The following is a 22840-nucleotide window of genomic DNA, read 5'->3' as shown; positions in this document are numbered from 1 at the left end:
TGCTCAACGGTGTACGCGGGCCCTGTGATGTGCGTTACCCCGATGCCCTGCACGCACACATGCCGTGGCCGCGCACGGTTAGCCCCGGCCGTCCCCGCCGTGCCCGGCTTCGGTGTGCCCGGCCGCTTCCGCCTCCAACACGGAGAAGTCCCGGGCCAGGCCCCGCAGCAGGGTGGTGACCGCACGTGTGATCTCCTCCCTGTCCACCGGGGCGTGCCCGAAGAGCAGCCGGTAGTGGACCAGGGAGGCCAGGGTGTCGACCGCCAGGGTGAGATCCACGTCGTCTCGCAGATCTCCCCGCTCGTGCGCCCGTTCGAGGGTGTGGCGCACCGCCGCCCGGGGCGGGGCGAAGAGCGTGTCCATGAACCTGCGGTGCAGTTCCGCCTCGCCCGAGCAGTCGGCGAGCAGCGGGCTGAAGAACTCCGGGCCCATACAGGTGAAGGTGTGCGCGAACAGGGACAGGGCCTCGTCCAGGTCGCACAAGGTGCAGCCGGTGTTCGGCGGCTCCACGCGGCCCATGCGCCGTTCCAGCTCGGCGAGCACGAGCAGCTGGCGGTTGGGCCATCGGCGGTAGACGGCCGCCTTGCTCACTCCGGCCCTCCTGGCCACCTGCTCGATCGCCAGTCTCCGGTACCCGCCCTCCTCCAGAAGGTCGGACACGGCGTCCAGGACCGCCGTGTCTATGTGCACGTCGCGAGGCCGACCGCCTCCGCCGGAACGCTGACCCATTGACGCTCCCGCCTCTTCCTGCCTAGGATTCGATCCGATACGTACCGTATCGGAACTAGGAACGGAGAACAAGTATGGACACGGACGTACCGCCGCGTGCGGGCAGGCGCCAGTGGCTCGGACTCGGCCTGCTCGCCCTGCCGCTGTTCGTGCTGGCCATCGACGCGAGCGTCCTGTTCCTGGCCGCGCCGCACATCGCCGCGGACCTGGAACCGAGTCCGACCCAGTGGCTCTGGGCCATGGACGTCTACGGCTTCATGATCGCGGGCCTGCTCATCACCATGGGTTCGGTCGGGGACCGCATCGGCCGCAGGCGGCTGCTGCTCACCGGCTCGGTCGTGTTCGCCGCCGCCTCACTGTGGGCGGCACTGGCCGCCAGCCCGGAAGCCCTCATCGCCGCACGCGCAGCGCTCGGCGTCGCCGGGGCCACCCTGATGCCGTCCACGCTCGCGCTCATCCGGACGATGTTTCGCGACGACCGCCAGCGCACGACCGCGGTCGCGGTGTGGATGACGACGTTCTCGGTCGGTGTCGCCCTGGGCCCGCTCATCGGCGGCGCATTGCTGGAGGCGTTCTGGTGGGGGGCGGTGTTCGTCCTGGCCGTGCCGGTCATGGCCGTCGTGGTGCTGTTCGGGCCCCTCCTGCTGCCCGAGAGCCGCGATCCGGACGCGACCCGGCCCGACGCGGTGAGCGTGGTGCTGTCGATCGCGGCGATGCTCGGCGTGGTCCACGGACTCAAGGAACTGGTCGACTCCGGCCCCGACGCCTCGAACACCGCCGTGCTGACCGCCGGTATCGTCCTCGGCGCCGTGTTCGTGCGTCGGCAGCGGGCCCTCACGACACCGCTGGTGGATCCGGCCCTGTTCCGCTCCCGCGCCTTCCGCGCGGCCCTGGCCCTGCTGATCGTGGGGATCTTCACCGTCACCTCGGTGAACTTCCTCGTGCCGCAGTTCCTCCAGTCCGGCGCGGGACTGACCCCGCTGCGAGCGGGCCTGCTGACCGCGCCCATCGCCCTGTCCGCGATCGCCGGTTCCCTCACCGCGCCCGCGCTGGCCGCCCGCTGGGGCACGTCCCCGGTCATCGCGGGCGGCGCACTGCTCTCCCTGGCCGGTTATCTGGTCATCGCCCAGGTCGGCACAGACGATCCGCTGTGGGTACTGGTGGCGGGCGGTGCGCTCGCCGTGCTCGGGCTGAGCCCGACGACGGTTCTGACCACCGACATCGTGGTGGCGTCGGCTCCCGAGGAGCGCGCGGGATCGGCCGCCGCCCTTTCCGAGACCAGCGGGGAGCTCGGCGTGGCACTGGGCATCGCGGTCATGGGCAGCCTGCTGGCCGCCGTCTACCGGCTGAGGGTGGAGGGGACACTGCCTGGCGGACTGCCCGCCGACACCCTCTCCGAGGCGCGGGAGGGCATCGCTCCGGCCAGGGAGACCGCCGCGGAGCTGCCCGCGGAGACAGGAGGGGAGGTCGTCGCCGCCGCGCAGGAGGCCTTCGGGTCAGCGTTCAACACCGTGGGATACGTCTGCGCCGCCGTCACCGCCGCCCTGGCCGTGATCGCCCTCGTCGGCCTGCGCGAGCACCGCGTGGGACGGGCCGGGGAACCCTCCTGAACCACTCCGCGGGTGTCCCTCCGAGCCGCCGGACCACGCAGGACTCGTCGCCCTCGGACCGTTCCAACTCCTTTTTGTGACGACCCATCCATAAAATGGTAGCGTCCATTCCATGGGAAGACCCCGCCAATTCGACGAGGAGCGCGTGGTCCGGGCGGCCTGCCGTGAGTTCTGGGCCAAGGGGTTCGACGGAGCCTCCACCGCCGACCTGTGCCGGGCGACCGGACTGACCCGCAGCAGTCTCTACAACACCTTCCACTCCAAGGAGCACCTGTTCCGCCGGGCGCTCTCCTACTACGTCAACGCCATGACCGCGCGCCAGGGGACCGTCCTGGACTCCTCCGAGGGCAGCGGACTGGACCGGATCCGTTCACTGCTCACCGTGATCGTGGACGACGAGATGGCCAACCAGGAGAGCGGCCTCGGCTCGGGGTGCTTCACCGTCAACACCATCACCACGTTCGCCTCGCGCAACCCGGACATCGCCCGGGTGGTGGAGGCCGACCTGGACAGGCGCCTGTCCTCTCTGCGTCTGACCGTCATGGACGGCCAGCTCGACGGCTCCGTCGCCGCCGACCGCGATCCCGGCGACCTGGCCTGGTACGTGGCCTCACTCGTCTCCGGGATGAGGGTCTCGGCCCAGTCGGGCGCCGGACGCCGGGTCCTGGCGGGCATCGCCTCCACCGGGATCGAGGCGCTCAGGCCCTGACACGCCGCCCCCACCAACCCCCGTCGCCGCCGCACGTTCGTCGGCGCCCCGCCTCGGCGCGACCTCCTCCACCCCTTTTTCGTGCTCCAGTTTTGGTCTGGTCGATCCAAAACAAAGAAGGAAGACCCATGCCCAAGTCGGTCCACCTCATGGCGCTCGGCATCTTCACCATGGTCACCAGCGAACTCCTCGTCGGCGGTCTCATGCCGCAGATGTCCGAGGATCTGGGGGCCACCATCCCCCAGATCGGCTACCTCATCACCGCGTTCGCGCTGGCGATGGTGCCCGCCGCCCTGGCCGCGCGCCGTGTGGGCCACGAGGCCGCCGACACCTTCGTCCCACCGGTGCCCGTCCGACACGGGGAGCAGGACCGCTCCCCCACCTGTGCTTGAGGGAGGGACCCTCCAGCGGGGGACGCGGAGGTTCGCTTTCCCGAAGAGCGGGCAGGGGATCTGAACAGTGACCAGCCACCACGCGGTGAGGATGTCGACATGAGCTACGACGAGTTCCTGAACGAGGTCCGCGAGTTGGGCGAATACGCCGACCGGGAGGAGGCCGACCAGGTCAGCCGTGCGGTGCTCGGCGTACTGGCGCCCCGGCTTCCGGCCAACGGAGCTGAGCACCTGGTCGCGCAGCTCCCCGACGAACTCAGCGACGCGGTGCGCCAGGGAGAGCTCCTCGACGCGGAGTCCTTCGGGGTCGAGGAGTTCCTCACCCGGGTGGCCGCGGCCACAGGCGCCCGGCCCAAGACCGCCGAGTGGGACGCCAGCGCGGTACTCACCACCGTCGCCGACAGGGTCACCGGGGGCCAGCTCAACCACCTCCTGAGCCAGCTCCCCTCCGGCTACGCCGTCCTGTTCGGCAAACCGGAACTGAGCGACTGACCGGCCGCGCGCCCCACCGGAAAGAGCGGAAGAGCGTGTCCGGTGGAGCGCGCGGGCCCCTCCGCGCGGGGATGCCCGAGCGAACGGACACTGTCAGCGGAAGACGGCGAGGGCCCTGCTCCATCCGCATAGATGCCTTGACAGTTATATAACTGCCGAGGCATTATTTGGGCATGCCCGACCTGTTCACCGTCCTCGCCGAGCCCAGCCGGCGCCGCATCCTGGACACGCTGCGCGAGAGCGATGGACTGCTCGTCAAGGACCTGGTCTCCGCGCTGGGACTGACCCAGCCGAACGTGTCCAAGCACCTGCGCGTACTGCGCACCGCCGGACTGGTCGCCGAGACCGCCGAAAGGCAGGGGCGGCGCTACCGGATGCGGCCCGAGGGGCTGCGGGACGTGGACGACTGGCTGCGCCCCTACCGGGCGTTCTGGACGGGCAGGCTGGACGATCTGGGCGACTACCTCGACTCCACCCGTTCGCACGAAGGGCCACAGCCATGACCACCCAGGTACGCGTCGACACGAGCACCCCGGGCATACCCGTCCTGCGCTTCACCCGCCGCTACCAGCACCCGCTGCCAGCGGTCTGGGCGGCCCTGACCACCGGGGAGGCACTGAGCCGGTGGTTCCCCTGCCAGGTGGAGATCGACGCGCGCCGGGGCGGTTCGCTCACGCTGACCTTCCCGGGCGAGGCCCCGGAGGTCGTGCCCATCACCGAGTTCGACCCTCCGCACACACTCGCGTTCCGGTGGGCCGAGGAGGATCTGCGCTGGACCCTGGAGGAGGACGGTGACGGGTGCGTTCTCCGGCTCTCCAACACCGTCGCCGACCCCGCGTGGACGGCGAACACGGCGGCCGGGTGGGACGTGTGCCTGGACGCGCTCGCCGCGGTCCTCGACGGGCGCCCCCCGCGGGCCGGGGCCGGTCCGAACGAGAAGCTCATCGCCCACTACCGGTCCGTGCTCGGCACCGGCTAGGGACCAGACCGACCCGCCACCGAGGCCGCTACACGGCGCACCCCGGTACGCGGTCGGATCCTCGTGCCGCTCACGCCGACCGGTTACCTCGCGTCCCGGCGGACGACCGTCTTCTTCCCCTTGATGGTGCTGCCGCGCAGTGCGGTGATCACCTCTTCGGCCGCGGACTCGGGGACCTCCACCAGCGAGAAGCGGTCGGCGATCTCGATCGCTCCGATGTCGCGTCCCTTGAGGTCCGACTCCCCCGCGATCGCGCCGACCAGGTCCTGCGGCCGGATCCTGGCACTGCGCCCGGCACCGACGAAGAGGCGCGTCATCTCGCCCGACGACGGGCGGCCACGCCCTCCCGAACGTCCCGCCGTCTCACGGCGGCCGCGCTGATCCCGCGTGGGCTTGACCGTGATCTCCGGGATCTCCTCCTCATCGGTCGTGGGGCCACCAGCCTCGTGCGCCAGTTTCACCGCGGCGAGCGCCACGTCCACGATGTCGAACTCGTCGGCGAGCGTCTCGACCACGACGCGGAAGCGCTCCAGGTCGTCCCCGTCCTCCAGGAGGCTCTCGTTCAGCGAGGCGCGCGTCAGCTCCAGGCGCCGAGTCCGCATGTCCGCGATGCTCGGTACCTTCTCGATCGGGATCCGGCTCTTGGTCGCCCGGCCGACGGCCTTGAGCATCCGGTGCTCGCGCGGCTCCACCAGGGTGATGGCCACACCCTCACGGCCGGCCCGACCGATCCGGCCGATCCGGTGCACGTAGGTGTCGGTCGCGGAGGGCACGTTGTAGTTGACCACGTGGGTGAGCTGTTCGACATCGAGTCCGCGTGCGGCCACGTCGGTCGCGATGAGCAGCTCCGCCGTACCGTTTCGCAGGCGCCCCATCACGCGGTCGCGCTGCTCCTGGCTCATGCCGCCGTGCAGGGCCTCGGCCCGGTAGCCCCGTCCGTTCATCGTTTCCGTGAGTACGTCGACCTCCTCACGTGTACGGCAGAAGACGATCGCGGCCGTCGGCGCCTCCACGTCCAGCACGCGTCCGAGCGCCGCCGGCTTGTGCGCTCGCGGAACCATGTAGGCGCTCTGCCGCACCAGCGGTGTCTCGCCCGGCGCGGTCGTCTCCTGCTTGACCTGGGTCCGGACCGGGTTGCGCAGGTGCCGCTGCGCGATCGCGTTGATGCGTTGGGGCAGGGTCGCGGAGAAGAGGACCGTCTGGCGGTCCTCCGGCGTCTCCTGGAGGATGGCCTCGATGTCCTCGGCGAACCCCATGTCGAGCATCTCGTCCGCCTCGTCGAGGACGACCATCTCCAGGGAGTCCAGGGAGAGTGTGGCACGACTCATGTGGTCGAGCGCGCGCCCGGGTGTGGCCACCACGACGTCGGCACCGCGCTCGAGGGCGCGGATCTGCCGGCCGATCGGCTGCCCGCCGTAGATCGGCAGGACGCGCGCACCCAGCACCCGGCCGTAGCGGTGGACCGCCTCCGACACCTGGATGGCCAGCTCACGCGTCGGCGCGAGGACCAGGGCCGTCGGCTCCGGGCCCCTGTTGCCCCGGGCCAGCCGCTGGAGGATGGGGAGTGCGAACGCGGCGGTCTTGCCCGTGCCCGTCGCGGCCTGTCCGAGCAGGTCGTGCCCCTCCAGCAGGGGTGGGATGGCCTCGCGCTGGATCGGGGTGGGCTCCTCGTAGCCGAGACTGACGAGCGCGTCCAGAAGCTCGCTCCGTAGCGACAGACCGGAGAAACCCGTCGTGCCGTCGATTGGGGACTGGGGCATGGTCGAGCTCCTTGTACAGAAGGTTTACACAGGTCCGCGCTGGTGCCTTGTCCCACCCGCGGGACGTCAACACTCTGCGACTACCCAGGGTCCCACCTCTGGAGACTCCGGCGCCAACGGACCGGCCTCCGTCATCGGCGGTGGACACCTACGGCGGTGTCGGCATCGCGGTGGACACCACCGGGATGGTCCTGCCAGAACCGGTCCTGGAGACCGCCGAGGAGGAGTACGACCGCATGTTCGCGATCAACGCGAAGGCGGGATACCCCTTCGTCCAGGAGGCCGGACGCCGTCTGAACGACCACGGCGGGATCATCAGCCTGGGCGCCTCCCTACTCGCTGCCTCCACCGACGGTTGGTGGTTCACCGGGCGGACGCTGTTCCCCGGCGGGGGCTGTACCACGCGCTGACCGGCGCCCTCCACACACCGCCTGCACGCTCCGGGACGCCCTCCTCGACGCCGTCTCCCCGTGACGGGCCGCCCCCGCATGCCCCTCGTCGCCGCGGTCGTACCGGGGCCGGGAGGGTTCTTCGGCGTGGGGGTTGTCACAGGGGCAAGTGTTTCCTAACATAGCGAACATTCGTCGAATCGATTCGACAAGCACGTGCGCCGGTTTGTCGAAGCGCTTCGACAACAAGTTGGGGAGGGCTCGATGGTGACCATCAAGGACGTCGCCGCGGCGGCGGGGGTGGCGCCGAGCACGGTTTCCTACGTGCTCAGCGGATCACGCAAGGTCTCCGAACGGACCCGGACCGCTGTACGGGCAGCGATCGACGAGCTGGAGTACCACCCCAACGCGGGCGCGCGCTCCCTGCGCAGCACCCGCACCAACGTGATCGCGCTGGCCCTGCCGCTGCCCTCGTCCGGCTATCTGCCGGTCGGCGGACGGTTCATGTACGGACTGAGCCGCGCCGCCGGGGGCCTGGGCTATGACCTGCTGCTCCTGACCGTCCACGACGGCGACGCCGGAGCGCACGGACTGGAACGCGCGGCACGCAGCAGACTCGCCGACGCCGCGGTGATCATGGGTGTGGAGATGGAGGATCCCCGCATCGGCGCGATGGACGCGCTGGGGTTCCCCGTGGTGGTGCTCGGCCGCCCCTCCGACGAGGACGCCGCCCCCTGGGCCGACCTCGACTGGGAGGAGGCCGCGGTCGCGTCGCTGCGCCTGCTGCACGACGCCGGCCACCGCAGGCTGTGCTTCCTGTCGACGGTAGGGAAGGACATCGCCTCGGGTCGCAGCTACTCAGTCCGCGGCCTGCGCGGGGCCCGACGCGCCGCCGCCGAACTCGGTGTCCCCGTACCCTCCCTCCCCTCCGCCAAGGACCCTGCCGAGCTGTACCAGCGCCTGGACGCACTGCTGGGCGCAGGGGACGCGCCCACCGCGCTCGCCGTGCAGCACCCGGCGGCCGTACCCGGCATCCTGCGCCACCTGGCGGAACGCGGGATCGACGTGCCGGGGGACGTCTCACTGGTGGCCATCGGAAGCTTCCCCGAAGACCTCGGAGGGCTCGACGTGACCCGGATCGAGCTGCCCGTCGAGCGGATGTCGTCGGCCGTGGCCCGGTTGGCCGTCGCCGCCGTGTCCGGAGACCCCGCGCTTCCCGAGGGGCGGAGTGAGCTCATCCCGCCCGAGATCACCCGCGGAGGGACGGTCGCACCCCCGATCTGACCCGGGGCCACCCGCCCGACCGGCTCGGTGGCCCCCTCGCCCATCGCACACCGAACCGACGCACCCCCGACGGCGACAGTCGCGCATCGCCTCCCGATGCGACCACTGCGCCCACCTCCCCGCCGAAGAGGGCCCGATGCACGAACACCCCCACCGTCCGCCCCGATCAGTGTCCGCGGCCGCCTGCGCCGTGGCACTCGCCCTGGCAGCCGTGGGCTGCGCGGCCGAACGCGACCCGAACGTGTACACGATCATGAACTCGGGAACCGACGAGCCGTACCACACCTGGGACCAGGAGGTCATGGACGCCTGCGGCGCCCAGGCGGGCGTGGACGTACGCCAGCTCAGCGTGCCCGCCGACCAGCTCGTTCCCAAGGCCCTGAGGATGGCCTCCTCGAACTCGCTGCCCGACGTCATCTCCCTTGACGGCTCGGACATGCCGCAGTTCGCGGCGGTCGACGGCCTGGTCCCGTTGGAGGACCTCGGCCTGTCCACGGAGCACCTGTCCGAGGGTGCGCTCGCCATCGGCAGCTATGAGGGCGTGTACTACGGCGCGGCCCGATCGGTGAACTCCATCGGCCTCTTCTACAACACGGACGTCCTGGCGGAGGCGGGCGTCGAGCCGCCGCGGACCTGGGAGGAACTGCGGGCCTCCGCCGCCGAGCTGACCGAGGGGAGCCGCTACGGCCTCGCCATCAGCGCGCTGTCCACCGAGGACGGCGTCTACCAGTTCCTGCCGTGGCTGTGGTCCAACGGCGGCGACGAGAGGGAGCTCTCCTCGCCGGAGTCGGTCGAGGCGCTCGAGTACGTCGTCTCGCTGGTCGAGGAGGGGTCGGTCTCGTCTTCGGCGGTCAACTGGACGCAGGCCGACGCCAACGACCAGTTCATCGCGGGCAACGCGGCCATGATGGTGAACGGCCCGTGGCAGATGCCGGTCCTACGGGAGCACCCCGACCTCGAATGGGCCGTGTCGGAGATCCCCGTTCCCGAAGCCGGGGACACCTCGGTCGCACCGATCGGCGGGGAGACCTACACCGTTCCGGTCAACGCCGAGGATCCCGGCCGCGAACGGGTCGCCGCCGAACTCGTGGCATGCCTGACCACGCCGGAGGCACAACTGGACTGGTCGACCAAGGGCAGCAACGTACCCCTGGACCCCGAGGCGGCCGAACAGTACCGCGAGGAGGTCCCGGAGCTGGCTCCGTTCGTGGACCAGGTGCGCACCGCGCGCAGCAGGACCGAGCACGTCGGCACCGATTGGAACGCTTACTCACAGGCCATCGGCACCGCGCTCCAGGCCGCGCTCACGGGCGAGGCGAGTCCTCGGGACGCGATGGAGAGGGCGCAGGCGCAGGTCGAGGCGGAGCTGGAGAACCGGTCATGACGATCCACGCGACCACGGCGCCGCAGCGGCGCCGGACCCTCACGAAATGGCTGTTCATCGCCCCCGCGCTGCTGTACATGCTGCTGTTCTTCGGGTACCCGCTGGTCCGCAACGTGGTGATGAGCTTCCAGGACTACACGTTCTCCACGTACTTCACCGGAGAGGCACCGTTCAACGGCCTGGAGAACTGGCGGGCCGTGTTCGCCAACGAGCTGTTCGGCGCCTCCCTGTGGCACACCCTCCTGTTCACGCTGGGGTCGCTGGCGGGCCAGTTCAGCATCGGCATGGCGCTGGCGGTCTTCTTCAGCCGCCGGTTCCCGCTGTCGGGGATCATGCGGTCCCTGCTCCTGTTGCCCTGGCTGATCCCCATGGTGGTGGCCGGCACCGTCTGGCGCCGGGTCCTCGACCAGGAGACCGGCGTACTGAACGAGTCGTTCCAGGCGCTGCACCTCACGTCGTCGGCCGTTCCCTGGCTGAGCAGCCCCGACCACGCGCTGCTGTCGGTCGTGCTGGTCAACATCTGGATCGGCATCCCCTTCAACATGGTGATCCTCTACGGCGGTCTCCAGGAGATCCCGGCAGAGCTGCGCGAGGCCGCCGTGCTGGACGGCGCGGGCCCGTTCCGGAGCTTCTTCGGCGTGGTCCTGCCCATGCTGCGGCCCGTGGTGACCGTGGTGCTGGTGCTGGGCTTCATGTCGACCGTGAAGATCCTGGACCTGGTGCTGGCGCTCACCAACGGAGGACCGGCGCACTCCACGGAGACGCTGGGCACCCTCACCTACCAACTGTCGTTCCTTCAGCTCGACTTCGGCCAGGGCGCCGTCGTCGGCAACGTCCTGATCGTCATCAGCATGGTGTTCGCGGTGCTCTATCTGCGCGCCAACCGTGGAGGTGTCACCCGATGAGCGCCGTGCCCGACAGTGCCGCCCCCGATGCCTCCCTCCCGGCGGGACAGGCCCGGCGGGACAGGCCGCCGAACGCCGCCCCGCGGCGACGACCGCGCATGACGCGTAAGGCCCGGGGCGATGCCGCGAGCGTCGTGTTCGGGGTCCTCGTCCTGGCCGTCCTGCTGTTCCCGCTGTACTGGATGGTCAACACCGCGTTGCAGCCGGGAGCCGCGATGGCCGAGCTCCGATGGTTCCCGCAGGCACTCGACCTGGGCAACTTCCAGCGGGCCTGGGAGTCGCAGGCGGGCAACCTGCTCACCTCCATCCTGGTGGCGCTCGGCGCGGTCGCGGTCTGCCTGGCCGTCGCCGCCCCGGCCGCCTACGCCCTGGCACGGTTCCGGCTCCGCGGTGCGGAACCGGTCGTGTTCGCCACCCTGATCACCCAGATGGTCCCGGGCATCGTCGTGGCGAACGCGCTGTACAACGCCTACGTCGAGCTGGAACTGGTCAACTCCTACCTCGGGCTGATCCTGGCCGACGCCTCCCTGGGCATTCCCTTCACGATCGTCCTTCTGCGCGCGTTCATGGTGTCCATCCCCGAGGAGGTGCTCGAGGCCGGGATGCTCGACGGCGCCGGGCAGCTGCGCGTCCTGGTCTCGGTCGTGCTGCCGATGAGCCGCAACGCGCTGATCACCGGCGGCCTGTTCACCTTCCTGTTCGCGTGGTCGGACTTCCTCTTCGCGCTGACCCTGAACACGACCGACGCGGTGAAGCCCGTGACGCTCGGCATCTACGAGTACATCGGCGCGCACGTCGGGGACTGGGGCGCCGTCATGGCCGTGGCCGTCCTCTCCTCGATCCCCGCGGCGGTGCTACTGGTCGTCGCGCAGAAATACGTGGCGTCCGGCATCTCCGGCGGATCGATCAAGTAAGCCACCGTCCGCATCACCAGTGAACCGAGACAAGAACAAGAGGGAAGACCACCCATGAAGTTCACCGATGGCTTCTGGCAGATGAGGGAGGGCGTCCGCGCGCACTACGCGCGTGAGGCGCGCGACGTCCGAGCGCATGACGACCGGTTCACCCTCTACGCTCCCGTGCGTCCGATCGGGCACCGCGGGGACACGCTGAACACACCTCTGGTCACGGTCGACTGCTGGTCGCCCGCTCCCGACGTGATCGGCGTTCGGACCACACACCTGGCGGGTTCGGTCCGACGCGCGCCGGCGTTCGACGTGCGCGGTGGCCCCGACGCCGCCCCCACGGTGACGCGTGGCGGCTCCTCCGTCGAGCTGACCAGTGGAGCGCTGTCCCTGCGCGCGGACACCGACGGCCCCTGGCGGATGGAGTTCCGCGCCGGCGGAGCCACGCTGACCAGCGTCGACGCGAGGGGAGCCGGCTTCGTCGAGAAGTCGGACGGCACCCACCACATGCTCGGGCAGCTGTCGCTGGGGATCCGCGAGCTCGTGTACGGCATGGGCGAGCGGTTCACCCCGTTCGTGCGCAACGGCCAGACGGTGGACATCTGGCAGGCCGACGGCGGCACGAGCAGTGAGCAGGCCTACAAGAACGTGCCGTTCTACCTGACCAACCGGGGTTACGGGGTGTTCGTGGCGCACTCCGGCCCGGTCTCGTTCGAGGTCGGCTCGGAGTCGGTGGGCCGCGTGCAGTTCAGTGTCGAGGACCAGGCCCTGACGTACTACGTCGTCCACGGGTCGAGTCCCAAGGAGATCCTGGCCAAGTACACCGCGCTCACCGGCCGCCCCGCGCTGCCTCCGCCGTGGTCGTTCGGGCTGTGGCTGTCCACGTCGTTCACCACCTCCTACGACGAGGACACGGTGAACCGGTTCATCGACGGCATGACGAGCCGGGACGTGCCGCTCAGCGTGTTCCACTTCGACTGCTTCTGGATGCGCGAGTTCCACTGGTGCGACTTCGAGTGGGACCCGGAGGTCTTCCCCGACCCCGTCGGTATGCTCTCCCGGCTCAAGGACCGCGGGCTGCGGACCTGCCTCTGGATCAACCCCTACATCGCCCAGCGGTCGGCGCTGTTCGAGGAGGGCGCCAGACTGGGGCACCTGGTCCGGCGGCCGGACGGGACCGTGTGGCAGTGGGACATGTGGCAGGCGGGGATGGCACTGGTGGACTTCACGTCCCCGGACGCCCGCGCGTGGTACGCCGACAAGCTCAAGCCCCTACTGGACATGGGCGTGGACTGCTTCAAGACCGACTTCGGCGAACGGATTCCGACCGACGTCGTGTGGTCGGACGGCTCCGACCCGCACGGCATGCACAACTACTACGCACAGCTCTACAACGGGACGGTGTTCGATCTGCTGCTCCGTGAACGGGGAGAGGGAGAGGCCGTCCTCTTCGCGCGCTCGGCCACGGCGGGCGGCCAGAGTTTCCCTGTGCACTGGGGCGGCGACTGCGCCTCCACGTTCGAGGCCATGGCGGAGAGCCTGCGCGGTGGACTGTCCCTGGGACTGTCGGGTTTTGGCTTCTGGAGCCATGACATCGGCGGTTTCGAGGGCACCCCCGAACCCGCGCTGTTCAAGCGGTGGCTCGCGTTCGGCCTGCTCTCCTCGCACAGCAGGCTGCATGGCAGCCGTTCCTACCGGGTGCCGTGGGACTTCGACGACGAGGCTACCGACGTGGCCCGCATGTTCACCCGGCTGAAGTGCAGGCTCATGCCCTACCTGTTCGGAGCGGCCCGCCAGGCCCACCGACAGGGCGTGCCCATGATGCGCGCGATGCTGCTGGAGTTCCCCGACGACCCGACCTGCCACCACCTGGACACGCAGTACATGCTGGGCGACGACCTCCTGGTCGCCCCCGTCCTGAGCGCGGACGGATCCGTTGAGTACTACGTCCCCGAGGGCGTGTGGACCCACCTGCTCACGGGCGAGACCGTGCGTGGCCCGGCCTGGCGCCGCGAGGTCCACGGCTTCGACTCCCTGCCCCTGCTGGTCCGCCCCCGCGCCGTCCTGCCCGTCGGCGCGGTGGCCGACCGCCCCGACTACGACTACACGGACGGCCTGACCCTGCACGTGTACGGCGCCGGGGACACGGCCCCCACAGCTGACTCCCCCACCGTCGTACCGGCCGCCGACGGCTCCGTCGCGGCGGCCTTCCGTACCGTGCGCTCCGAGGACGGAGTCACCGTGGAGGCCGACACCGCTCCGGCCCACGGTTGGAGGGTCCTCCTGGTCGGTGTGCACGGCGCCGAGTCCGCCGATCCCTCCGCCGAGGCCACCACGACGGACGAGGGCACCCTCTTCTCGGTTCCGGCCGGCGCCGCCCGTCTCCACCTAAACCTGCCCTGACCTGCGACTTCGGTGTCCAGGGCCGCGGCTCTGGGCACCGGATCCGGCGGCAGCCAAATATTCTTCCAACTGGGGCGCCTGATGCGGAATACATCTCGGGTCAGGTTGTTGTACTGAGTGATCGTAGTTTTCTGTGTAGGTGTTTGACCTTGTGTTTAACGCTCGCGGGAGTCGACGCGGGCGGTTGTCCGGCCATGATTGGTGGGGCGCGCCGCTACTCGAGTGCGATCACGGATCCGAACCGTGGATCCGTACCCCATCAACTGTCAGGAGACAGACATGGCTCAGGGAACCGTGAAGTGGTTCAATGGCGACAAGGGCTTCGGCTTCATCAGCCAGGACGAGGGCGGCCCCGACGTCTTCGTTCACTACAGCAACATTGAGGGCAGCGGCTTCCGCAACCTGGACGAGAACCAGCGTGTGGAGTTCGACGTCACCCAGGGCCCCAAGGGCCCGCAGGCCGAGCAGGTTCGCGGCGTCTAAGACCCGCGTGCGTGCCACGGCGAGGCTGACACGCCTTCCGTAACGCCGAAGCCGCCCCCCGCCTTCCGAGGCGGGGGGCGGCTTTTTCGTGTCATGGTCGGCCCCGGCGCGGGACCAGGACCGCTCCGGCGAGCGGTACCAGCACGAGCAGGAGCCAGGGAAGCGGCCCGCCGGCGTCGAGGAGCGCTCCTGCGGGCACGAGCACCGTCAGCCCGGACACGGAGGAGAGCGTCCCCGTGAACAGGCCGAGGTGGCGGGCCGATGATGTTCCCGCCTGCCCGACCACGGAGGACAGGGCGAACACCCGATCCTCGAAGAATCCGGGCTGCCCGTGCGAGCGGTCCATCTCACGGGGGTCCTCGACCGCCACCTGTGGCCCCATACGCCCGCCTACGACCGGCACGTCTACGAACTCTTCCTCGTGTGCGAACCGCTGGCTGGCCTCGACCCCGCCTTCAGCAGCGCCGAGACCAGCGAGGCAGCGTGGTTCGACACGGACAGCCTGCCGGAACCGTCCGTGGCACGCGTGCTATCCGAACAGATCGCGCTGCTCCACGAGCACTGGACGGACCCCGGCCCCGCGCACGTGGACTGAGGGCTCGTCCCGTCCGAATTTCTCGGCGGCCTGGCCGGAGTTCACTGATCGAGCGTCTGGTGCCGGACGAGACCATGGTTTCGGCGGTACCAGTCGAATGTGCGTTCCATGCCGTCCTCGAACGTCACCCGCGGCCGAAAGCCCAACTCCTCGAAGATCTTCGTTGAGTCGACCGCGTAGCGACGGTCGTGCCCCTTGCGGTCCGGTACGTACTCGATCCTCTCCTTGCCGGTTCCAAATCGGACGAGCAGCCGTTCCGCCAGCTCCACGTTGGTCATCGCCGCCGTGCCGCCGATGTTGTAGACCTCACCCGGGGCGCCGGAGGTGCGTACGGCCTCAAGCGCCCGCACGTGGTCATCCACGTACAACCAGTCGCGCGTGTTCCGCCCGTCTCCGTAGATCGGCAGGTTCCCGCCCTCCATGAGCCTGGTCAACAGGACCGGGACGAGTTTCTCCGGGTACTGGCGCGGTCCGAAGTTGTTCGCGCAACGGGTGATGCGCACGTCCAGACCGTGGGTGCGGGCGTAGGAGAGGGCGACCAGGTCGGCGGATGCCTTGGACGCGGAGTAGGGCGAACTCGGGCGCAGCGCCGCGCTCTCGTCGGCGGCCCCTTCCGTCAGGGAACCGTAGACCTCGTCCGTCGAGACTTGCAGGAAGAGCTCCGTGCCGTGGCGAACGGCCGCGTCGAGAAGGGTCTGCGTACCCAGGACGTTGGTTCGCACGAACGCACCGCCGTCCTGGATCGAGCGGTCCACATGGGACTCGGCGGCGATGTTCACGATCTGGTCGTGCCGTGCCACCAGGCCGTCCACGAGATCCGCGTCGCGGACGCATCCCCTGACGAACGTGAAGTCCGGGTGGTGCCACAGGGCACTCAGGTGATCGGTGTCGCCGGCGTAGGTGAGCTTGTCCAGAACGGTGACGGCCGTACGGCCGTTCCCCCCGGAGCCGAGCAGGGCCTCGACGTGGGCTGATCCGATGAAACCCGCGCCTCCGGTCACCAGGACCCGGGTGGCCTCGGCATCCCTTCTCATGAGGCCAGCCACGCCCTGCTGTGGTCCCCGAGGGTGAGACGGTGTCCGCCCCCGGCCGCGGACGTACCGGAGACCACGGCTCCTCGACCTATGAACGAGCCAGTCAGCGAGTCGACCCGCTCCACGGACGCCTCCTCCATGACGACCGAGGAACCGATACGGCTGCCCCGGATCCTGCACTCGGGCCCGATGGTGGTGAAGCGTTCGACGGCGGAGCAGTCGATGACCGCCCCCGGGCCTATCACGGCGGGACCGTACAGGCGCGACCGGCGGACCACGGCTCCCTCGGCGACGTGGACCGGACCCACGACGGTGCTCTCGGAGTCGACGCTTCCCTCCATGAGCCTGCGTGTGGCGCCCAGCGCGACACGGTTCGCGTCGAGGAGGTCCCCAACGTTGCCCACGTCGCACCACGCTCCCGTGAGGGGTTCAGCGGTCACCGGCCGGCCCCGCTCGATCATCCACTGAAGGGCGTCGGTGATCTCCAGTTCCCCACGGGACGAGGCGGGGACGGAGCGCACCGCCTCGTGGATGGCGGGCGTGAAGGCATAGATCCCCACGAGCGCGAGATCGCTCCGCGGCCTCACGGGTTTTTCCTCGACGCGCACCACCCTGCCCTGTTCGCCGAGTTCGGCTACGCCGAAACGGGAGGGGTCACCGACCCTGCGGACGAGCAGGCTCGCGTCGAAGCCGCTCTGACCTGCACGGGAAACGAAGTCCGAGATGCCTTCACCAATATAGTTGTCCCCGAGGAACAGCAGGAAGTCATCGTCTCCGAGAAACTCTCGTGAGGTGCGGACGGCATGGCCGATACCGAGCGGCTTCCACTGGTCGATGTAGGTCGCGCGCACGCCGAATTGCGAACCGTCCCCCACGGCCCTTCGGATCTGGTCGCCGGTCGTCCCGACGACCACTCCGACGTCCTTGATGCCGGCCAGGGCCACGGTTTCCAGAACGTGAAAGAGAACCGGTTTGTTTGCCACGGGCAGCAGCTGCTTGGCCGTGGTGTGGCTGAACGGACGCATACGACTCCCCGTCCCACCTGCAAGAATGAGCGCCTTCACGGTTATCTCCTCGCGTGGATCAGGAGCGCACCTCCTGCCTGGCTGGGATCGGGGCAACCCAACCACACCCCCGAAGAGCTACGCAAGACTTTTCTGTTCCTTGCGCAATCCATTGACACGCATATCGCGCTCTGCTTCACTCTTCACTGCCGCAGCCCAGGACGCCGGGCCAGCCATCCGACCTTCCGACCTTGTGCGAGAGTGCCATTAACCAGGTCTGAAGTGCGAGAATTCCATCCGAAGGGATGCCTGCATGCAGGAGGCCAACCAGGAAGAAAGCCTTGCCAGAACACAGCAAGGTCTTTCTTCCCCCGACTGCGGGAGACAGGAACGATGGCTGAAACGCGAGAGCGCGCATGTCGCGCCCGGCGCCACTGACGAGGCCGCGTTCGGCCGTCGGGTCTTCACCAGCGGTAACGGGTCCACGCTGACCGACATGGACGGCAACACCTACGTGGACCTCGCGGCCGGGGCCCTGACGCAATCACTCGGGCACGCCCATCCCGAAACCGTCGAGGCTCTCAGCGCACAGGCCCAGCAGCTGTGGAACGTCCACGACTCGGCGTTTCCGGAACGGGCCGAACTGTGCGAGCTGTTGGCACGGGCCCTGCCACCGGAGCTCGACACCTACGCCTTCTTCTCCACGGGGGCCGAAGCCGTCGAGGCCGCTCTGCGCCTGGTCCAGCGCACCGCTCCGCCCGAACGCAACCGGATCGGCGCCCTGCGCAACGGCTTCCACGGAAAGACCATGGGCGCTCGGATGCTGGTGCACTGGGACGTCGGCACCCAGTCCTTCGCCGGAAACAGCGTGCTGGGGTACTCCCCCTACTGCTACCGGTGTCCGCTGGAACTCGAATACCCCTCCTGTGAACTGCGCTGCGCCTCCCTCGTACGTCGTCACATAGCAGAGAAACCGAATATCTCCGCGCTGGTCTTCGAACCCGTGCAGGGAGCGGCGGGGGTGATCACACCGCCCCCCGGATACTGGGAGACGGTAGCGCGGGCGTGTCGGGACAACGGTGTCCTCCTGGTCGCCGACGAGGTCCTCACCGGGGGCGGCCGCACCGGCTCCTTCCTCGCCAGCGAAGAGGTCGGGGTGCGCCCGGACCTGGTCGTCATGGCCAAGGGCACCGCCAACGGCTTTCCCTTCTCAGTGCTCGCCGGCCCCCGGAAGCTCATGAACCGCCCCTCGGCCTCCGAGCCCGGTGCCTACGCCTCCACCTACGGCGGCAACCCCCTGGGAGTCGCCGCCGCGACCGCCACGCTCAGGGTGGTCGAGCGCGATGCCCTGGCCGAACGCGCGAAAGAGCTGGGCACGCTCGTGGACGAACGGCTCGCGAGGATGCGGGACCGTTTTCCCAGCATCGGAGACGTCCGGGGCATCGGCCTCCTCCACGGCGTGGAGTTCGTCCGCGACCGCGCCACACGTGAGCCCGCGCCCGACATCGCGCGCGAGGTCTACAAGGCCGCGCTCGACCTCGGAGTACGGACCTCCCTGGGAGGCCACATCATCCGTGTCAGCCCGCCCCTGAACATCGGCGAGGAGACTCTGGAGTCGGCTCTGAGCTCCCTCGAACGCGCCCTGGAGCGAGTGGAGGGTACTTGATCACCGTCGAAAACCTCGTCAAGGAGTTCCGCGTACCCGAGCGTGAGACAGGCCTGGCGGGAAGCCTGCGCACACTCTTCACACGCAGGTACCGCACCATCAGGGCCGTCGACGGCATCTCCTTCGAGATCCCCGCGGGCGCCAAGACGGCGTACCTGGGCACCAACGGCGCCGGAAAGTCCACGACCGTCAAGATGCTCACGGGCATCATGACGCCCACGTCGGGACGCTGTCTGGTCAGGGGCCTGGAGCCCTACCGGAACCGTCGGCGCACGGCGCACAGGATCGGTGTGGTGTTCGGGCAGCGGAGCCAGCTCTGGTGGGACCTGTCCGTCCCCGACTCCTTCCGCATCCTGCGCCGCATCTACGACATCCCCGAACCGGTGTACCAGCGCAACCTCAAGCTCTTCCGGGAACTGCTCGACATAGATTCGCTGGCGACGACCGCGGTACGCCAGCTCAGCCTGGGCCAGAGGATGCGCGCCGAGATCGCGGCGAGCCTCCTCCACGACCCCGAGGTACTTTTCTGGGACGAACCGACGATCGGACTCGACATGGTCCTCCAGGAAGCGGTTCGGGAGTTGGTCAACCGGGTCAACCGGGAGCTCGGTACAACGGTCCTCCTCACCAGTCACGACCTCGCCGACATCACGAGCATCTGCGACACGGCCCTGGTCGTCGACCACGGGCGGGTGATCCACCAGGGGCGGATCGACCGGCTGCTGAGCACCGCGGGGCAGCGCTCCGTGGTCTTCGAGTACCAGGGCGGCCCCAGCACGGAGGCGGTGGCCGCCGAGGTGGAGCACGTCCTCCCGGGGACCCGGGTACGTGCTGACGGCCACCGGGTGAGGGTCGACTATCCGGTCGGCCTGCTCTCTTCCCGGCAGGTCCTCACCTTCCTCCTGGAGCGCGTCGACCTGACCGACTGCTACGTTCCCGAGCCCGACCTGGGCTCGGTCCTCAAGGAGCTTTACACCCGCGACGGGCACCGGGACCACACACCGGACGGGGCAGCGTGACCCTCCTGCGCCGGATCTCCCGATACACCCCGTTCGTTACCGGAAGCCTGCAGTCACTGCTGCGCTACCGCTCGACGTTCGTCATCTCGGCGGTGACGGCCGCCGCGAGCGCGGCGATGATGATCTTCCTGTGGCAGGCGGTCCACTCCGGCTCACCCGGCGGACCGCCGGGGGGATTCGACTCGGCGGAGCTCACCACCTACCTGCTCGTCGCGCAGGTCCTCGGCCTCCTACACGCCAACCGCGTGGACGACGAGGTCTCCGCCGAGGTCTACAGGGGCCACGTGGCGGCCATGCTCCTCAAGCCGGTCAGCTACCCCGTGGTCAGGGCCTACGCCTGCCTGCCGGTCATCGGGACCAACGCCCTGTTCGCCGGCCTGCCCGTCCTCCTGCTGTTCGCCCTTCTGGTCCCGCTCAGCGCTCCCCGTCCCACGGACACCCTGTTGTTCGCCGTGTCGGCCGTGCTGTCAGCGGCGGTCGCCTACCTGGTCAACCTTCTGGTGGGCATGGCCGCCTTCGTCACCACCAACACCTGGGGGATCCGGCTGATGAAACAAACCGTGGTGGCGTTCTTCTCCGGACAGATGGTCCCCATCGCGCTGATGCCGGACGTACTCGCCACGGTGACGCGCTCCCTCCCCTTCCACACGATGATCGACAGCCCGCTCACCCTGCTCCTGGGGCGGTACGACGGCGTTTCGGGGATCCTCGGCGTCCTGGGGCCGCAACTGTTCTGGATAGCGGTGATGTGCTCGGTCTCCGTGCTGGTGTGGCGGTTCGCGGTCCGCCGCCTGGAGGTACTGGGCGGATGAGGGAGCTTCTTCGCCATACGCGGCTCGCCTGCTATCTCGGCGGGATCGGGCTCCAGCGGCTGATGACCTACAGGTTGGACTTCGCGCTCGGGGCCGGTGCCTTCCTGGTCCGGGTCGGCGTACAGACCGCTGTCATCGGTGTGATCTTCCAGTTCACCCCGGCCGTGGGCGGCTGGTCACTGCACGAGATGGTCTTCCTCCTGGGCTTCTCCCTGCTACCGCGAGCCCTCGACCGCCTCTTCACGGACCAGCTGTGGGAGCTGGGCCGGCGCCTGGTACGGCAGGGCGAGTTCTACCGGTACCTCATCCGCCCCGTGAACCCGCTGTTCGGCCTGCTCTCCGAGCGGTTCTTCCACCCCGACGGCTTCGGGGAGCTGTTCGTGGGCGCGGCACTGGTCGCGTGGGCGGGACACCACCTGGGTCTGGAACTTACTCCGGCACAGTGGCTGGCCGCCGCCGCGCTCGTGCTTCTCGGGGCACTCATCCACATGTCCGTGAAGCTCCTCTTCGCCTCACTGTCCTTCTGGACGGTCACGAGTTTCCCCGCCATGCACGCGGCCAACCAGATCTCGGAGTTCGCCGCGTACCCGCTGGAGATCTTCCACCCCGTCATGCGCGTCGTCACGACGTGGTTTCTCCCCTTCGCCTTCACCGCCTACGTCCCATGCACGTACCTGCTGTTCGACGACACCGGACTGGCCGTTTGGACACCCGTGGTCACAGCGGCGCTCCTGGCCGCCTCCCTGACCGTGTGGAACCGAGGACTCGCCGCCTACGAGATGACCGGGAGCTGAGCCCGATGACACAGCACACGAACCCCACACCCGCGCAAGCCCCGTCTCCCCCGGACGCGGAGGAGACGGTGGACCAGGCGGAACTCCGGGACCAGGGCGTCCGGCTCCTCGTCACCACCGCCCCCTCGGGCGCGTACACCTGGCGTCTCGCCCCGCCGGACGACGGCCGGGGCACCGGGGAACCCGACGCGTCCCGCTTCGACTCCACGGTCGTGGAGCTGCTGAGGGCCCGGCGCCGCATCCCCACGAGGCTCGGAGGCGTGATCGAGTTCCGTGCCGGAGCGATCGCCGAAGGAGGAGCGCGCCCCAGGAGGTTCGAACGGCAACCGTCGTCCAACTCCCTCACCCTCGTGGACGTCTCCGGAACCGCCTACGTCCACAAGAGGTACCGGCGGATCAACCCGCCGCCCCACGAACCCGAACTGCTGCGACGCCTCGACCGCATGGGGCACACCCCGCGCTGGGCGGGGGACTACCGCTATGTCAGTCCCGACGACGGAACCGAGTACCCGCTCGGCGTGCTCTACGAGCACGTCACAGGCGAGGGCCTGGATGCCCCGCTGCGCGAGAACCTGCGTTCCCTGTGGCCGGAGCTGCGGTCCTCCTCCTCTCCTGAGGCGACCGTCCGCGCGGGGCTGCGCCCTCTGGAGGGGACACTGCGGGAGGCGGGCGACTCCCTGCACAGGTTCCATCGTGACCTGGCCTCGGCGCTCCGGGACGACGGCCCCGAGGACACCTACCCCGTCGGCTCCGCGCTGGAGACCGCCTCCAGCTCCCTCGCGGCACTGGGCCGACGCCCTCCGGTGAGCGGGCGGATCCCGGCCGGCCTGTGGGCCGCGGCGCTGGGCGCCCTGCGCTACGAGGCCGAGGATCTACGGCTCCGGCACGCCGGGGGCGAGCCCTTCCACGAGAGGGGCGAAGCCGGGCCGTGCCACGGGGACCTCCACCTGTCCCACCTGATCGTCGCGCCCGACACGGACCCACCGCGCCCCGGAGGCATCCGGATCATCGACGTCTCCACCCCCTCCCTCTCCGATCCGGGCTGGAAGCTACAGTCCCCGCTGGCGGACCGCGTCGCCCTGCGCCGCGCCCTGGAGTACTTCACCACCGACGAAGCCCTCGACCACGGCGCACGGCTCCTGGACAGGAGCAACACGGACGCGGCCGTGGCGGCCGCGCTCGACGCGGCCCAACGGCCGCGCGCGGAGGACTCCTGGCCCGAGGAGGACCTCGCGGTCCTGCGCACGGTGTGTCGAACGGCCGACATCTGGCGGGACCGGGTAACCGAGCTCCTGCTGGGCGGCTCGGCGGGAAGCGGGGACGAAGGCCGACGCTCTCCCCTGTACCGCCTCCTCTACCTGAACCGCCTCCTACACGAACTCACCTACAACCAGGACCACGCACGCCTCTACTACACGGCCATGGACCTTCGGCACGCACTCGCCCGGGCGCCCAAGCCCTCCATCACGAGGGGAATGTGACCACCGTGTCC

The 22840-nt window shown here is 69.4% G+C and carries 24 protein-coding genes; 19 read left to right on the top strand and 5 right to left on the bottom strand.

Going from position 1 to position 22840, the window contains the following annotated elements; translation table 11 throughout:
• Positions 1 to 78 precede the first annotated feature (78 nt).
• Positions 79 to 729, bottom strand: coding sequence for a TetR/AcrR family transcriptional regulator (locus AC0T5L_RS20135; protein ID WP_476167006.1), 651 nt, complete (start codon positions 727 to 729; stop codon positions 79 to 81).
• Positions 730 to 803: 74 nt separating this feature from the next.
• On the opposite strand from AC0T5L_RS20135, the gene AC0T5L_RS20130 reads away from it, so the two are divergent.
• The 6 genes from AC0T5L_RS20130 (at position 804) to AC0T5L_RS20105 (ending at position 4911) form a co-directional block, all read left to right on the top strand.
• Entirely contained in the window at positions 804 to 2339 is a 1536-nt protein-coding gene (locus AC0T5L_RS20130) for an MFS transporter (RefSeq protein WP_476167005.1), read from the top strand.
• Positions 2340 to 2451: 112 nt separating this feature from the next.
• Complete coding sequence (locus tag AC0T5L_RS20125; RefSeq protein ID WP_476167004.1) at positions 2452 to 3048, top strand: TetR/AcrR family transcriptional regulator; 597 nt, start codon at positions 2452 to 2454, stop codon at positions 3046 to 3048.
• Between the two features lie 128 nt (positions 3049 to 3176).
• On the top strand, positions 3177 to 3440 hold the full coding sequence (locus AC0T5L_RS20120; protein WP_476167003.1) for a hypothetical protein: 264 nt from the start codon (positions 3177 to 3179) through the stop codon (positions 3438 to 3440).
• Between the two features lie 99 nt (positions 3441 to 3539).
• Positions 3540 to 3932, top strand: a complete 393-nt coding sequence (locus AC0T5L_RS20115; RefSeq protein ID WP_476167002.1) for a DUF2267 domain-containing protein — start codon at positions 3540 to 3542, stop codon at positions 3930 to 3932.
• A 173-nt stretch (positions 3933 to 4105) separates the two neighbouring features.
• The gene (locus AC0T5L_RS20110) at positions 4106 to 4435 is read left to right on the top strand and encodes an ArsR/SmtB family transcription factor (protein ID WP_476167001.1); all 330 of its coding nucleotides are present in this window, start codon (positions 4106 to 4108) and stop codon (positions 4433 to 4435) included.
• A complete protein-coding gene (locus AC0T5L_RS20105; protein ID WP_476167000.1) occupies positions 4432 to 4911 on the top strand; it encodes an SRPBCC family protein in 480 nt (159 codons plus the stop codon). The genes AC0T5L_RS20110 and AC0T5L_RS20105 overlap by 4 nt, the downstream gene beginning before the upstream one ends.
• A gap of 83 nt (positions 4912 to 4994) precedes the next feature.
• Here AC0T5L_RS20105 and AC0T5L_RS20100 read toward each other — a convergent pair whose 3' ends face one another.
• A complete protein-coding gene (locus tag AC0T5L_RS20100) occupies positions 4995 to 6671 on the bottom strand; it encodes a DEAD/DEAH box helicase (protein ID WP_476166999.1) in 1677 nt (558 codons plus the stop codon).
• A 140-nt stretch (positions 6672 to 6811) separates the two neighbouring features.
• Between AC0T5L_RS20100 and AC0T5L_RS20095 the strand changes: the two genes are divergently transcribed.
• From AC0T5L_RS20095 to AC0T5L_RS20065, 7 genes are all read left to right on the top strand, one after another.
• Positions 6812 to 7081, top strand: coding sequence for a hypothetical protein (locus AC0T5L_RS20095; protein ID WP_476166998.1), 270 nt, complete (start codon positions 6812 to 6814; stop codon positions 7079 to 7081).
• Positions 7082 to 7324: 243 nt separating this feature from the next.
• Positions 7325 to 8344 (top strand): LacI family DNA-binding transcriptional regulator, encoded by a 1020-nt coding sequence (locus tag AC0T5L_RS20090; protein ID WP_476166997.1) that lies wholly within the window; start codon positions 7325 to 7327, stop codon positions 8342 to 8344.
• 136 nt (positions 8345 to 8480) lie between these two features.
• Entirely contained in the window at positions 8481 to 9728 is a 1248-nt protein-coding gene (locus AC0T5L_RS20085) for a sugar ABC transporter substrate-binding protein (RefSeq protein ID WP_476166996.1), read from the top strand.
• Positions 9725 to 10633: a carbohydrate ABC transporter permease gene (locus AC0T5L_RS20080; protein WP_476166995.1), complete on the top strand. Its 909-nt coding sequence runs from the start codon at positions 9725 to 9727 to the stop codon at positions 10631 to 10633. Before AC0T5L_RS20085 ends, AC0T5L_RS20080 begins: the two co-directional genes overlap by 4 nt.
• A gap of 98 nt (positions 10634 to 10731) precedes the next feature.
• Positions 10732 to 11547: a carbohydrate ABC transporter permease gene (locus tag AC0T5L_RS20075; RefSeq protein ID WP_476166994.1), complete on the top strand. Its 816-nt coding sequence runs from the start codon at positions 10732 to 10734 to the stop codon at positions 11545 to 11547.
• A 54-nt stretch (positions 11548 to 11601) separates the two neighbouring features.
• Positions 11602 to 13941 (top strand): alpha-xylosidase, encoded by a 2340-nt coding sequence (gene yicI, locus AC0T5L_RS20070; RefSeq protein ID WP_476166993.1) that lies wholly within the window; start codon positions 11602 to 11604, stop codon positions 13939 to 13941.
• Positions 13942 to 14220: 279 nt separating this feature from the next.
• The gene (locus tag AC0T5L_RS20065; protein ID WP_476166992.1) at positions 14221 to 14424 is read left to right on the top strand and encodes a cold-shock protein; all 204 of its coding nucleotides are present in this window, start codon (positions 14221 to 14223) and stop codon (positions 14422 to 14424) included.
• Positions 14425 to 14515: 91 nt separating this feature from the next.
• Here AC0T5L_RS20065 and AC0T5L_RS20060 read toward each other — a convergent pair whose 3' ends face one another.
• On the bottom strand, positions 14516 to 14770 hold the full coding sequence (locus AC0T5L_RS20060; RefSeq protein ID WP_476166991.1) for a hypothetical protein: 255 nt from the start codon (positions 14768 to 14770) through the stop codon (positions 14516 to 14518).
• On the opposite strand from AC0T5L_RS20060, the gene AC0T5L_RS20055 reads away from it, so the two are divergent.
• Positions 14756 to 15019, top strand: coding sequence for an NUDIX hydrolase (locus AC0T5L_RS20055; RefSeq protein ID WP_476166990.1), 264 nt, complete (start codon positions 14756 to 14758; stop codon positions 15017 to 15019). The two genes, AC0T5L_RS20060 and AC0T5L_RS20055, sit on opposite strands and share 15 nt — an antisense overlap.
• A gap of 41 nt (positions 15020 to 15060) precedes the next feature.
• Here AC0T5L_RS20055 and rfbB read toward each other — a convergent pair whose 3' ends face one another.
• A complete protein-coding gene (rfbB, locus tag AC0T5L_RS20050) occupies positions 15061 to 16053 on the bottom strand; it encodes a dTDP-glucose 4,6-dehydratase (RefSeq protein ID WP_476166989.1) in 993 nt (330 codons plus the stop codon).
• Positions 16050 to 17117, bottom strand: coding sequence for a glucose-1-phosphate thymidylyltransferase (locus AC0T5L_RS20045; protein ID WP_476166988.1), 1068 nt, complete (start codon positions 17115 to 17117; stop codon positions 16050 to 16052). The genes rfbB and AC0T5L_RS20045 overlap by 4 nt, the downstream gene beginning before the upstream one ends.
• Before the next feature lie 253 nt (positions 17118 to 17370).
• On the opposite strand from AC0T5L_RS20045, the gene AC0T5L_RS20040 reads away from it, so the two are divergent.
• The 5 genes from AC0T5L_RS20040 to AC0T5L_RS20020 are packed head-to-tail and all read left to right on the top strand — an operon-like array spanning position 17371 to position 22829.
• Positions 17371 to 18723 (top strand): aspartate aminotransferase family protein, encoded by a 1353-nt coding sequence (locus AC0T5L_RS20040; protein WP_476166987.1) that lies wholly within the window; start codon positions 17371 to 17373, stop codon positions 18721 to 18723.
• On the top strand, positions 18720 to 19742 hold the full coding sequence (locus AC0T5L_RS20035) for an ABC transporter ATP-binding protein (protein ID WP_476166986.1): 1023 nt from the start codon (positions 18720 to 18722) through the stop codon (positions 19740 to 19742). The genes AC0T5L_RS20040 and AC0T5L_RS20035 overlap by 4 nt, the downstream gene beginning before the upstream one ends.
• Positions 19739 to 20554, top strand: coding sequence for an ABC transporter permease (locus AC0T5L_RS20030; protein ID WP_476166985.1), 816 nt, complete (start codon positions 19739 to 19741; stop codon positions 20552 to 20554). The genes AC0T5L_RS20035 and AC0T5L_RS20030 overlap by 4 nt, the downstream gene beginning before the upstream one ends.
• Positions 20551 to 21348: an ABC transporter permease gene (locus AC0T5L_RS20025; protein ID WP_476166984.1), complete on the top strand. Its 798-nt coding sequence runs from the start codon at positions 20551 to 20553 to the stop codon at positions 21346 to 21348. Before AC0T5L_RS20030 ends, AC0T5L_RS20025 begins: the two co-directional genes overlap by 4 nt.
• A gap of 5 nt (positions 21349 to 21353) precedes the next feature.
• Complete coding sequence (locus AC0T5L_RS20020; protein ID WP_476166983.1) at positions 21354 to 22829, top strand: hypothetical protein; 1476 nt, start codon at positions 21354 to 21356, stop codon at positions 22827 to 22829.
• Positions 22830 to 22840: the final 11 nt, after the last annotated feature.

Source organism: Nocardiopsis sp. TRM 82005 (assembly GCF_056312425.1).
Note: the sequence above shows the minus strand (reverse complement) of the source record. Positions and strands in the feature narration are given on the sequence as shown.